General features: G+C 44.1%; 16 protein-coding genes. 8 read left to right on the plus strand and 8 right to left on the minus strand.

Going from position 1 to position 12,378, the window contains the following annotated elements; genetic code table 11:
- Positions 1 to 21 precede the first annotated feature (21 nt).
- Positions 22 to 768 (minus strand): outer membrane lipoprotein-sorting protein, encoded by a 747-nt coding sequence (locus NL646_RS03330; protein ID WP_025558894.1) that lies wholly within the window; start codon positions 766 to 768, stop codon positions 22 to 24.
- Between the two features lie 116 nt (positions 769 to 884).
- Positions 885 to 2,327 (minus strand): diguanylate cyclase, encoded by a 1,443-nt coding sequence (locus NL646_RS03335; protein ID WP_253663848.1) that lies wholly within the window; start codon positions 2,325 to 2,327, stop codon positions 885 to 887.
- 475 nt (positions 2,328 to 2,802) lie between these two features.
- On the opposite strand from NL646_RS03335, the gene NL646_RS03340 reads away from it, so the two are divergent.
- Entirely contained in the window at positions 2,803 to 4,146 is a 1,344-nt protein-coding gene (locus NL646_RS03340) for a PAS domain-containing methyl-accepting chemotaxis protein (protein WP_253663849.1), read from the plus strand.
- Positions 4,147 to 4,174: 28 nt separating this feature from the next.
- Here NL646_RS03340 and NL646_RS03345 read toward each other — a convergent pair whose 3' ends face one another.
- On the minus strand, positions 4,175 to 4,468 hold the full coding sequence (locus NL646_RS03345) for an alternative ribosome-rescue factor A (RefSeq protein ID WP_253663850.1): 294 nt from the start codon (positions 4,466 to 4,468) through the stop codon (positions 4,175 to 4,177).
- A 367-nt stretch (positions 4,469 to 4,835) separates the two neighbouring features.
- Between NL646_RS03345 and NL646_RS03350 the strand changes: the two genes are divergently transcribed.
- From NL646_RS03350 to NL646_RS03365, 4 genes are all read left to right on the plus strand, one after another.
- Complete coding sequence (locus NL646_RS03350) at positions 4,836 to 5,045, plus strand: cold-shock protein (protein WP_005375625.1); 210 nt, start codon at positions 4,836 to 4,838, stop codon at positions 5,043 to 5,045.
- A gap of 90 nt (positions 5,046 to 5,135) precedes the next feature.
- On the plus strand, positions 5,136 to 5,681 hold the full coding sequence (locus NL646_RS03355) for a YaeQ family protein (RefSeq protein ID WP_005482675.1): 546 nt from the start codon (positions 5,136 to 5,138) through the stop codon (positions 5,679 to 5,681).
- Positions 5,668 to 6,210, plus strand: a complete 543-nt coding sequence (locus NL646_RS03360) for a hypothetical protein (RefSeq protein WP_025588520.1) — start codon at positions 5,668 to 5,670, stop codon at positions 6,208 to 6,210. The genes NL646_RS03355 and NL646_RS03360 overlap by 14 nt, the downstream gene beginning before the upstream one ends.
- A 110-nt stretch (positions 6,211 to 6,320) precedes the next feature.
- Positions 6,321 to 6,680 (plus strand): glutaredoxin, encoded by a 360-nt coding sequence (locus tag NL646_RS03365; protein WP_005482613.1) that lies wholly within the window; start codon positions 6,321 to 6,323, stop codon positions 6,678 to 6,680.
- Between the two features lie 91 nt (positions 6,681 to 6,771).
- On the opposite strand, the gene NL646_RS03370 is transcribed toward NL646_RS03365, so the two are convergent.
- Positions 6,772 to 7,398 carry an OmpA family protein gene (locus NL646_RS03370; RefSeq protein WP_005482692.1) on the minus strand — a complete coding sequence of 209 codons (627 nt, stop codon included), beginning with the start codon at positions 7,396 to 7,398 and terminating at the stop codon, positions 6,772 to 6,774.
- Positions 7,399 to 7,688: 290 nt separating this feature from the next.
- Here NL646_RS03370 and NL646_RS03375 point away from each other — a divergent pair, with 290 nt between their 5' ends.
- Both NL646_RS03375 and NL646_RS03380 read left to right on the plus strand, forming a co-directional pair.
- Positions 7,689 to 8,321 carry a thiol:disulfide interchange protein DsbA/DsbL gene (locus NL646_RS03375; RefSeq protein WP_241619090.1) on the plus strand — a complete coding sequence of 211 codons (633 nt, stop codon included), beginning with the start codon at positions 7,689 to 7,691 and terminating at the stop codon, positions 8,319 to 8,321.
- Positions 8,322 to 8,334: 13 nt separating this feature from the next.
- Positions 8,335 to 8,808, plus strand: coding sequence for an FKBP-type peptidyl-prolyl cis-trans isomerase (locus tag NL646_RS03380; RefSeq protein ID WP_020842306.1), 474 nt, complete (start codon positions 8,335 to 8,337; stop codon positions 8,806 to 8,808).
- A 78-nt stretch (positions 8,809 to 8,886) separates the two neighbouring features.
- Here the strand turns inward: NL646_RS03380 and cyoE are convergent, their stop codons facing one another.
- Genes cyoE through NL646_RS03400 form a run of 4 tightly spaced genes read right to left on the minus strand, consistent with a single transcriptional unit; the run spans position 8,887 to position 12,187 of the window.
- Positions 8,887 to 9,795 (minus strand): heme o synthase, encoded by a 909-nt coding sequence (cyoE, locus tag NL646_RS03385; RefSeq protein ID WP_005461901.1) that lies wholly within the window; start codon positions 9,793 to 9,795, stop codon positions 8,887 to 8,889.
- A complete protein-coding gene (locus NL646_RS03390; protein ID WP_253663851.1) occupies positions 9,788 to 10,807 on the minus strand; it encodes a heme A synthase in 1,020 nt (339 codons plus the stop codon). The genes cyoE and NL646_RS03390 overlap by 8 nt, the downstream gene beginning before the upstream one ends.
- 10 nt (positions 10,808 to 10,817) lie before the next feature.
- On the minus strand, positions 10,818 to 11,354 hold the full coding sequence (locus tag NL646_RS03395; protein WP_005482681.1) for a hypothetical protein: 537 nt from the start codon (positions 11,352 to 11,354) through the stop codon (positions 10,818 to 10,820).
- The gene (locus NL646_RS03400) at positions 11,351 to 12,187 is read right to left on the minus strand and encodes an SURF1 family protein (protein WP_253663852.1); all 837 of its coding nucleotides are present in this window, start codon (positions 12,185 to 12,187) and stop codon (positions 11,351 to 11,353) included. Before NL646_RS03400 ends, NL646_RS03395 begins: the two co-directional genes overlap by 4 nt.
- On the opposite strand from NL646_RS03400, the gene NL646_RS03405 reads away from it, so the two are divergent.
- On the plus strand, positions 12,135 to 12,371 hold the full coding sequence (locus NL646_RS03405) for a DUF2909 family protein (RefSeq protein WP_253663853.1): 237 nt from the start codon (positions 12,135 to 12,137) through the stop codon (positions 12,369 to 12,371). The genes NL646_RS03400 and NL646_RS03405 overlap by 53 nt on opposite strands.
- Positions 12,372 to 12,378 lie beyond the last annotated feature (7 nt).

Consider the following 12,378-nt stretch of genomic DNA (forward strand, 5'->3'; position numbering starts at 1 on the left):
TTTGTTCGTCTCTACCGCAAGTTAATCACGCAGGGATTTCATTTGCTGCTGCGAGAAAAAGTCATCATTTATATCGAAGTCAAACTGTGCCTGATGCGTGGTAAAAATGGTTATATTCCCCGGTTTATCGACGGGTTTCATCTCCATTCGCGTCGCTATCTTTCTACCGCCTAGCTCTTTAACGTCGTAAGTCGTCAACACATTCACTCGTTCATCGAATTCATCATAAAATTCCACTTTGCGTTGCAAATACGTCGACTGAGAAATCCATAACGTAACTTTGTTCCAAACAACAGGCGCATCAGGTTTAGCCATCGCTTCAATGACCCAGACTTTATCCCCCTCAAAGCTGTCATTGCCGAGTAAAGCGTGTTGATAATCCACAACGATTGATGATTGGTTGATCAGATCATCATTAGTAAAATCTGACCCCATCCAAGATTGGCTCAACATAGAAGGCGCGATTTTAATTACGCGCTCAATACTCGGCACCCAATTCCACATTTCTCTATGACGCTTTAGCGATGCGCTGCCTTTATCTTTGGCTGGCGCGGTTACCAACACGAGCGACAACTCCGTGCCTTTTGTCCAACTTTTCATCGTCATAGAGCGTGTCCAATCAGGACGAACGATCTCCATGGTTGCCTCGCTATAACTGGATTTTCCCCTCATTGCTTGGTCTGATTTTTGGACAATATCGAAAGCACTTTCGGCATACGAAAGTGAAGTGAAGAGCAGGAAAAACAGAGCGGCGACAATTTTTGGCATAACTTTCCTCTAAGTCTTTGAGCTAATCTCAGAAACGAAAAGCGGCAATAAAAACTTGAAATTCAATTGAGTATAGCAAGAGGAAAAATCGAAATAGCGATTCACTACGCAAAAACTTAAGGCACCTGACGAAGAAGAGGCTCAACTTTGCTTTTATCGATCACTTTGAACATCGCGCAGTTTTTACCATTCATTTTGCCGCAGTACATGAGTTGGTCGGCTTCGTGCAAGTTTATGATGCCTTTGAACTCGCGATAATAGGCGCAACCCAAACTCACGCTGACATGGATCGCTTGCCCATTGAGTAAAACAGGTCGATCGTAAACACAGCTGCAAATCGCCTTTGCAAGCGTTTCAGCTTCTTTTTCAGATAGAGAGGCAGTCACCAACGCAAATTCCTCACCACCGATTCGCGCTAAGGTTATTCGTTCGTCAGTCAGCGATTTTGCCGTGTCGGCAACAGCGACAATCGCTTGGTCACCGATTAAATGGCCGTATTTGTCGTTTATCGATTTAAAGTCATCAATATCAAACACCATCACGGTTACGTTTTTTTGCAATGAACTCAGCGTTGCCAGTCGCTCGATCAAATGCCTGCGATTATAAAGTTTGGTGAGCGGATCCGTCAGCGTCAGTTCAAGCAATTGCTGATTTGCTAAGGTAAGCTGCTTTGTTCGTAGAGTCACCATTCGCTTAAGGGCGAAGATATGGTAAAGCGTGGCAATAACCATGATGAAAATGGCAATTGGCAACAGGTAAATGGGATATACCGTTTTGACCAAACTCCAACGATTGAGGATCCGTTCTTTGTCTGAGTCGATGATTTTTTCAAAGTCGTGGGAGATTTTCGTCACTGGAACCGAACTGTGCTCGCCTGTCGCAATGCGCAGATCTTTGCTGTACAGATTGAGGGTAGGCACAAACATGCCTGCATCTGGTGTTGTCGCCATGTGGAAGTTAGCCACTTGCAAATCGGCGACAAAGTACAAGATATTTTTCTCGACGGCGGCTCGGATCATCGCATCGTTATTTAAATATTCCACTAGCGACGCTCTAGGGTAGTTGGCACGCACAAATTCCGCTTCATAGCTGCCTTTTACCAAGCCAATAGGAAGCTCTACCTCTCCATTAAGAACGCCCTTAATATCAACGGCTAGCATATCTTTATTGACGTACAACTTGGTTTGAATAGGCATGATAACCGCACCAAAATCAAGGTACTTATCGCGAGCCTCAGAGTAAATCAGACCAGCGTGAACATCCGCACGCCCCTCCTTAACTGCACGCAAAGACTCTTCCCAATCGAGCAGCAGGAACTCAACACGAACGTGATTTCTTTCGGCATACTCTCGCCAGAAGTCAATCAGAATGCCTTTGGGTTCACCATCTTGTGAGACATATGAGAACGGCTTCCAAGCCTTAGAATTGGTGACAATCAATGTATCGACTTTAGTTTGGTGAGCGAAACTGTACGAACACATGGCAAGCCATAGTAATAACAACGAAGTACACGCCCTGGTGCACTTGTAACCATAAGTACTAAAACTTGTTGATGCCATACCCACTACTCACCAGTCTTTTTTTGAAAACAATGTCTGCTGTTTGATTCGAATAAAGATATAGCAGACCTATCAATAACGAAATGAGATGCTTATTGATATGAATCTAAATTAGTACTTTTTAATACAAATTTGGTACTTTTTTGTTATTCTTACTTTGAACACGAAGTCACTAATTTGTTTATATGCACTTCATTAATAAGCTCAATTGAACAATTTCTTAAAAAGAAATTTTCTATACATCTTGTGAAGAAGTGACCTTCCACCCCTTTGTTTTGCATACAGTTATTTCCCAAACGCGAATCAAAGCCATCAAACATTCGCCAAAAACGCGACAAAATTGACTCTGCTGCCATTTGCTTTATGCACATGTACGCCTAAATTTACATACTGACAACTTTATTTACAAATACTTACATCGAACAAATAGCGAAAACTAAATTCTTGAAAAGCTCATTTAGAAAAGGAATTCAAAATGTTTGGCTTGCGAACTCGAAACCAAGAAGCAGAAAGTGAATACCGTCGCTTCATCAAAGGCTTATCCGATAGTATGGCAATGATTGAGTTTGATACGAGAGGCATCATTCTCAATGCAAATGATTTATTTCTTTCTTGTGTCGGATACACACGAGAAGCGATTGTTGGAAAACATCATTCGATTTTCTGTGACCGAGGCTATGTTCAGTCCCCTCGATACCAACAATTTTGGGATGACTTAAAAATGGGTAAGCATAAACGCGGTACGTTTGAGCGTCTAACCTCACAACGTGAAAGACTGGTACTTGAAGCCAGTTACTTTCCCATTGAATCTGAACACGGACAAGTTGAAAAAGTAGTCAAGATCGCGTCAGACGTGACACAACAGAGGCTAGAATCAGAGCAAAAAGAAGCCATTTTGAACGCGTTAGATCTGTCTCTAGCCACGATTGAGTTCGACCGTGAAGGATACATTCTGACCGCCAACCAAAACTTCTTAAAAACCTTGGGATACGAGTTGAGCGATGTTCAAGGAAAACATCACAAACTATTTTGCTTTGACGATTTTTACCAAGAAAATCCCGGCTTTTGGAAAGATCTCGCCGCCGGCCAGTTTAAGTCCGGACAATTTTTAAGGCGTTCAGCCTCAGGTAACAAAGTGTACATTGAAGCCACTTACAACCCCATCTTTGATCCGTTGGGCAATGTCATCAAAGTCGTCAAATTTGCATCTGACATCACTGATAAAGTTCAAAGGGATTTAGACATCTCTCAAGCGATAGCCGACTCTTCTTTTATCGCGAGAAATGCCAGCGAAGAAGCCACATCAAACGTCTGCGGCGCAGAACATTCTCTGAATGAGTTTCGCACCATGATTGAAGAAGTACTGAGTGCCGTCACCGCTTGTGACGATAAAGTTCAAGAGCTATTTAAAACCTCGCAGCAAGTCACTGAAATCGTCAAAGTGATCGACAGCATCGCCTCACAAACCAATCCCCTAGCTCTAAACGCAGCGATTGAAGCAGCTAGAGCTGGTGAACATGGACGAGGATTTGCAGTGGTTGCGGATGAAGTGAGAACTTTAGCAACTCGAACCAGCACGTCGATTGATGAAATCAACCACGTAGTTCTGAGCAACCAATCCCTAACGACCGAAACTCGCTCATTTATCGAGGTCATCAACCAAGGCTTTCTCAGTTCGATGTCGAAACTATTGGAAGTGGACGAGTTTATGAAATCAATCGATGAAGGTTCACACCTAACAGTTGAGTCGATCAGCGCGCTGAGAGCTATCGTCAATCAGGATACTCATCTCCCTTTGAATTCAGCATCAAATGGTTAGCGCAAACTTGATAGCAAAGTATTGATTTTTATGGGCAATAGGCCTGAACAGAAACTTTTCGGTCAAACAATTCTTTGACTCTGAGCATGAAAAAAGCCCTATCCAAAATCCACTTTGGTGAGAACTTTGAATAGGGCTCTTTGCCTCGGTGCTTCATTTTACGGTTGAAGCTGCCTTTACCTTTTTTCGCTTTGACGACTCGGGTTCTGAACAACTGACTGGTAACAACTGCCTTTAGCGCATTGTCTTTAATCTCACCTCTGCCGAATTCGGTGTCTTTGTTAAATTCATTCGGCTGAGGATTACATTTTGCTTTTGCCATAAATCCTCCTTAATGGTCGAACCAGATTGGACAATAATTATATAAAGAAGTCAAATTTGTAGAATTCCTCGTATTTTATGCTTAAAAACTTCACTTCTACGTCATTTATTTGAAATTTAATCAAAAACATGCCGGTTAAATAGTGACTAAATACAAATATTTCTCCATAAAGCACTAATATATGTTGACTCCTACAGGATTTAACCTAGACTCAAACACGGCTAGAAAGAAAGTTCTTTGTTTTCACATTTCGTTGGATTTCTTGTAACTCCGTCGTCCTGTGGTACGCAATAGCAATTTATTTTTCCACGCTATAAGCGCCGTTGAGGCGAAAGATTACACAAATTTAGATATTTAGGAAATAGACATGTCTAACACAGCTACTGGCACAGTTAAGTGGTTCAACGAAACTAAAGGCTTCGGTTTCATCCAACAAGAAAACGGTCCTGACGTATTTGCTCACTTCTCTGCAATCACTGGTGACGGCTTCCGTACTCTAGTTGAAGGCCAGAAAGTAGAATTTGTTATCTCTCAAGGTCAAAAAGGCCCTCAAGCAGAGCAAATCAAAGTACTTTAATTCTTAAAGAATTTGATATGATAGCCAGCTTTTAAGCTGGCTATTTTTTTGCCCAAAGCAAATTTTCGCCCATAAAAACGATATAAACCCATGGCTCTAAAACCAACCATTTATAAATTTCGTATCGCTCTTTCCGATATGAATAACGATTACTACGATTCCAAGAACCTTACTATCGCTCTGCATCCCTCTGAAAAACCTCAACGCATGCTGGCTCGTATCTTGGCTTTCTGCCTCAATGCCCAAAAAGACTTGGAATTTACCAAAGGCCTCTCAACCACGGAAGAGCCAGATTTATGGCATGTTGCAGATGACCAAAGCATCACGCATTGGATTGAGATCGGCGAACCCGAACCAGATCGAATCAAAAAAGCCTCTCGCCTAGCCAAGCAGGTCAAGGTCTATACGTACAATACTAAAGCACCGGTGTGGTGGGAGAAAATGTCAGGTAAGTTTTCAATGCTTCCAGTAAGCGTAGAAAGCTTTGACTACGACGCTATCGATATGATTTGTCAGCACCTTGACCGTGGTACAAACCTTTCTGTTATGATTACCGGCACCTCTATTTTTGTTGATGTGAACGATCAACACGTCGAAGTAACAGTGAAGGAACTGCAAAGTCATGACGCCCCTTAGTGAACTGATTAAACAAATGGGAATCAAAAAGATTCCCTTCGTTGATGAGCATAAAGCTGCCAAGAAGCGTTGGTTGAAAGAACAAGCTCCGTTGTTTGCACGCGTATGTGAAAACAAGCCAGCAACGAATCCAGTGCTTCACCTACTCGGGCTCCTGACGAAATCCCATATCGAAGCAAGTGCGATGTATGAACAACACGCTCATTCGACACAGCAAATGCAAAAGGTCTTGGCAGATACGCTTGGGGATGAGCAGGCAGACAAATTCACCAATCAATCGGCAGAAGATCTTGTTCTGATAACCCATTTGTGGCTCTTCACTCAAGGCTATCTGAACATGGATTTTAGCTTAGCGCACGATCACGCGGAGCAGACGCAAAACACATTACAGCACGAACTTGTGATTAAACGTATTGATGTTGACGCGTTCAGAACAGAGCTAATGCAAAGCTTCTATTTAGGTAAAGAGGCAAACCCAACAGCATCAAATGGCTTTTTCGGCTGGTTGAAGCGACTCTTTTCCTCATAAAATACATGGTTTTATCAATCCGAAACAACTGATAGACTGCGTCTCCAATGCAACAAGCATCATGTTTGCATTGTTAAGGACATTCATCCACTGAGCATCAAGGGATCATTATGAAGTTTATCCGTTGGATTTTAGGCAAAGTCATTTTATTGCTGAACGCTGTCTTTTCTCCTCGTGGCATCAAACGCACTAACGAAGCACAGAGCAACGTCGATGACAAAGCAAAGCAATACGCGTTATATCAGTTTGAAGCTTGCCCTTTTTGCGTCAAAGTACGACGTGCGATGAAACGACAATCCGTTAATATCGAATTACGTGATGCGAAGAATGACCCAACTCACCGCGCTGAACTTGAACAAGGTGGCGGTCGCGTGAAAGTGCCTTGTCTTCGTATTGAAAAAGATGGCGAAACGCAATGGCTTTATGAGTCATCAGACATTGTCGCTTATCTTGAAAAAGAATTTGCCTAGTTCCCCCTAAGAACATTGGCGGATGTAAAAGAGGCACCATTTGGTGCCTCTTTTCTATTTTGATGTTTTTGCTTCGAAACCGACTGGCGGCCTACTCATCGACAATCAGCATCAACTCAACACGTCGGTTACACGCTTTACCGCTTGATGTGGCATTGCTACATTGCGGCACATATTCGCCGAATCCGCGAGAGAAAACGCGCTGACGCGGAATGCTACTCGCTAGCATTTGTTTTTCTACTTCACGAGCTCGTTTTTCGGAGAGCGTATCATTGAAACTCGCCGCACCAGTGCTATCGGCATGGCCATCAATCACCACATCCACATCGGTTCTGCCTGCTAAATAGTGCCCCAGCTTTCGTAACCAATCTTGTGAGTTCGACGACAATTGCGCCGACCCTGTCTGAAAGTGAACTTGCTCTTTTAAGCGAATCATAAGGTGACCACCACCGATCGTCTCATGCGGGATATTGTGTCTATCCAAGAACATTTCTAGTGAGGTCACGTTGTTAGACTTTTTTTCGGCCGCCCTCGCCGTCTGATTAACACGTGGAGCCGTCGAAACGTGAGATGCACTCGCATACCCCCACTCAGGGTGTCTCAACTCAGTGTTTGTTTTTGGGGCTGTATCCAACATATTCCCACCCGGAACCATGTCTGGATTAAGGCTGCTACACCCACTAAGAATGCCACAGACAATGAAAAACCAATGCTTCATACCGTTACCAACGTAGAAAGAATTCTTGTTCACTATGTCGACGAAAAACACATATTCTTTAGTGTTTTTCGCTATTTGATTGTTTTATATGCACCGTTCGTGCCATTCTCAGTTAGAGCTTGTCGCCTATGCTGCAAAACAGTAAACGTCCAATTTGCTAACACCATGTCACTATTCGGTTATATCCACACCAATCTGTTACTAATCGTCTCACTTTATTGTTATTTAATGGTTTTAGTCGCTATCGTTAACCGATAAACTACCGTAAATTTCTCATTCAGAGCGTTGTTATGTTTAAAACTATCTCAAAAGGCGTCGCTTTATTTGCCGCTATTGCGGCTCTGTCAGCATGTGACAACGGCAATAGTCAGCCACAACAAGGTAAGCAATACGAAGTGTTGCCTGTTTCTCTTCAAGAATACAATCTGGCGCCACTAACCGAAGCTTTTGCCCTAACTTGCGGCCATTGTCGTTCAATGGAAGAGTTTGTCCCTCAAATTGAATCGCTAACAGAGCAAAAAGTTGAAAAGATGCACGTGACTTTCAATGAAAGTGCTCAGATCAGCGCAATTATCTTCTACACTGCTGTTATGCAGCTCGACGCAACACCAGATAAAGCATTCATGGCTGATTTATTTGCAGCGGTTCAAATGGGCGCAGATGCAACAGCAGAAGAGCGTCAACAAGCGGTAGAGAAAGCTTTTGAATCTCGTAACTTGATCAGCCCATACCATCTTGATGAAGCTCAACAGGAAAAACTGTTTGAATACATCACTAAAGCTGAATCCATCACTACTCGTGGCCAAATCAATTCTGTGCCAGCGTTTATCGTAAACGGTAAGTACCAAGTGATTACTGGCGGCCATGACAGCGTTGAGGCAATGGCAGAAACTATTAACTATTTGCTTAAGCAACCTAAATAGACAAGGAGTCAACGTGTCTAAATTTTTGTTTCCTATCATTATTTTTGTTTTAGCTGCATTTTTCATTTACCGCACTTGGACAAACCACAAAGTGGCAGATGAGAACTTTGCAAAAGGCCAAGCTTTCCTACTAGAAAATGCGAAAAAAGAAGGCGTGATCACCACAGAGAGCGGACTTCAATACCTAGTACTAGAAAAAGGTACAGGTGACGTTCACCCAACCGCAACAAGTAAAGTGAAAGTGCACTACCACGGCACGCTTATCGATGGCACTGTTTTCGATAGTTCAGTAAATCGTGGCGAGCCAATCACATTTGGTTTGAACCAAGTAATCAAAGGCTGGCAAGAAGGTCTTCAACACATGGTTGTGGGCGAGAAAATCCGTCTATTTGTACCGAGCACACTTGGCTACGGCAAAAATGGTACGGGTCCAATTCCACCTGCAAGTGTTTTGATTTTTGATGTTGAGTTGTTAGAGATTCAGTAATCTTCCCTCTCGCACAATAAAAAACGCCGCACTTTTCGCGGCGTTTTTTATTAGCAGATATACCATTAAGTTATTCGCTTACTGCAACACCATTCCAATATAGTGATCGGCTAGGAGCGCAACAAACAGCGCCAACAGATGATAAATGGAGAACTTAAATGTCTCTATTGCGCTATTAGGCTCGGGGGCAAACTTGAGTTTCCACGCGTGATAAATGAAACCCGCATTTAGCAGCAATGCTGAAAAGAGATAGATAAAACCGACCATCCCCACCAATACAGGCATCACGCACACCAATGTGAGCAATACCGTATAAAGTAAGATCGACGTTTTGGTGTATTCAATGCCATGGGTTACCGGCAGCATGGGAATGTCGACCTTGCGGTAATCTTCCACTCGATGAATCGCAAGCGCCCAGAAATGCGGCGGTGTCCAGATGAAAATGATCATTACCAATAGCCAAGCGTTACCATGCAGCTCACCCGTCACCGCTGTCCAACCTAAGAGTGGCGGCATCGCACCGGCAATGCCAGCAATCACAATATTTTGCGGCGTTGCTCGCTTCAAATACATGGTGTAAACCACCGCATAGCCCAGTAAACTCAAAAACGTCATCCACGCTGTGAGCGCGTTTACCCAAGCATATAGGAGTACAAAACCAACCACGCCGATTGCCACGGCAAAAATCGCAACCGACAAGGGATTGGTATCTCCCGACGGTAAAGGACGCGTATGAGTACGAGCCATTCTTGCATCAATTCTGCGGTCAATAAGATGATTAAATGCCGCGGCAGAACCAGCCATTAGTCCTATTCCAATCAATCCGATGGATGCTTGAATCCAAGGAAAATCAGTGACCGGAGCCAAGCTCATGCCAACAATGGCGGTGACTAACATTAGCGCGACAACTTTAGGTTTAGTCAGTTTTAAGTACGTTGAGCCGAGACGCTTTCGACTATCGAGTGTTAACGCAATTTCCTTACTCATAGCGAACTCCTTTCACTGCATAATTCCAATCGGCTTTTCCTTGCCACAAATAAAACTGACTGACACAAATCAGGCTCAACATGATTACAGCACCCAGGTTATGAGCCACTGCGATGTAAATCGGTAACTGAAACACCACGTTGCTAATACCAAGCGTAATCTGGCAAGCCAGCGCCATCCCAAGCCACATGCCGACTTTCTGTGAATGGTGCGAGTCTTGTTTCATCAACACCACACAATACGTCAGGACAACCACTGCGGTGACCATCGCACCGATTCGATGAGAGACATGAATTGTCATCCTCGCGGGATATTCCAACACACCAAATTCATAATTGTCGTGCCCCGTTTGCCAGAAAGAGAACGCCTCTTTCCAATCCAAGTAGTTCATCCAATCTCCTTCGCAAATGGGCAACGTTGTACACATCAAAGCCGCGTAGTTTGATGAAGTCCAACCGCCGAGCAACACTTGGGAGAACACAACCAAAAAGGCAAACACTGAAAACAACCTAACCGACCGAGAGGAGGGGGAAAAATACAGATTGTCTCTCGCTTTCAGTTGGCAATAAAACACCGCTTGCAGCGCGAGTAAGGTAAATCCACCAAGCAAATGAAGCATAACAATGACAGGCATCAGTTTTAGAGTCACCGTCCACATACCTAACATCGCCTGCCCCACAACCAAAAAGCTGAGCAGAATAGGAATGGATGGGTTCACGCGTTCAGTTCGAATAGCAATAACGGTAATAGCAAAAATCACCATGCCGAGTGTTCCAGCAAAATAGCGATGAATCATCTCTAGCCACGCTTTTTCATGCTCAATCTCGCGTTCTGGAAAATTGATGTTGGCGCGCAGAACATCGTCTTCATGGTGTGGTACAGAAAAGTGACCATAACACCCCGGCCAGTCAGGACACCCCAAACCCGCATCCGACAAACGGGTATAGGCGCCCAACATGATGACGACTAACGTCAGGCACAAACTTAATCTAACCAACTTTGTTAACGTCATGATACGCTCTCTATCCCACTCGCGACAATTTGAGCAACTTACGCAAATCCGCCAGCATATCTTTGCTGAGTTTGACCAAATCTTCGTTTGGCTCTGCGGTGTACGACATCACCAGCTGCCCCAGAGGATCCACAATCAGCACTTGCCCTTGTTGCACTTTTGCCGCCACGTTCTCATTCATCGCCATGGTTTCCATCGGCATTTCTATCGTGTCTGATGTTGTAGAAGTCCACAAAACTGGCACAACGCGTTCTTGATACTTGCCTAAAGCAACATGGCTTTGTTTGAGTAAATAGAGCTGTCTTTGACATTGGCTGTCGCAAGAATCAGGCACCACATAAGCCAGTTGCCAACCGTGCACCGCCGATGGAGCAGATTGGCCTAACTGCGCTAACGTTGTGTACGGTTCGATGAGCTTTCCTCGGTTTGTCACGCCCGTTTCGTACCAGCCTTGCGCCAAAATCAACTTTGCAACAATCGCTGGTAAGGCGAATAAGCAAATCAGTGCTATCAGAACAAACCGCCCTTTTGTAACTTGAGATGTCATGCCTCACCTCCTTGTGATGCCGCTTTTCTAAACCATCGAATACACACAACCATTGTGAGTAGTAAGAACACGCCAGCCATCACAAACCACTGTACGGCATACCCAAAATGCTTCGCGCTCGTCAGTGGAAGTGGATTCCAAGGAAATGGATATGCCCAGTTTTCTAGGTTGTCTGGTTGCAACACTGCCGGCATCAGCTCTACATTCAACAACTCATTGAGCTCGGAAATATTGAGGTTTTGGACTCGAATCCCCTCTCCCATTTCTGGCATCAATTCTGAGCTTAACGGATTCATTGATTTGCGATACAAACGTCCGGTTACGTTTGTGGGGCTCTTCAACATCGTTACGGTTGGTAAAGAATCACGAGTTCGCCGCCCTTCGACGAAACCCAATTCTAAAAGCGCTAAGGTTATTGGATCCTGACCGACAGAAACCACTTGGTATGCGAGATAACCCACTTTCCCTTGAAAGGTTTGGTTATCGAGCAAAACCACTGGCAACGGCTCTGGCTTTGCTTCCGTTTGCACTTTCACACCAATCACGCTCTCCTCTCGCCAGTCATTGTTATCAAGGACAGAAGTGAGGGATTGATACGGGGCATCAGCCCGAGCGAGTATCGCTTGTTCAAGCGCTTGTTTCTCCTGACCTCTTTCTAGTTGCCAAAATCCAAGTTTGACCAACAGAGAAAACACAACCACAGTTAAGCAAACTGCAATACCAAACCGCTTCGATAGCCATAACTTGTGCGATAACAAAGACGAAGAAACCGGAGGTACTATGTCCACCGTATTCCTATTCAAATTAACGCTAGTCCTTTTGCTGCTTTTCATTATCTTAAACCTCGCAAAAGCGCTTATCGAAATGGTTCGAGAAGACCCAGATAATCCGGACAAGCCAACAAAACCCATGAGCCACTATCTCGGTCGTCGTGTGATGTTTTCTGCGTTAGTGGTCATCCTTCTTTTGATTGCGTTAAGCTCGGGTTGGCTTGCGCCCAATCCACGTCCTTACTGACTCTGTC

Source organism: Vibrio sp. Y20_XG_PY13 (assembly GCF_024181925.1).
GTDB lineage: Bacteria > Pseudomonadota > Gammaproteobacteria > Enterobacterales > Vibrionaceae > Vibrio > Vibrio parahaemolyticus.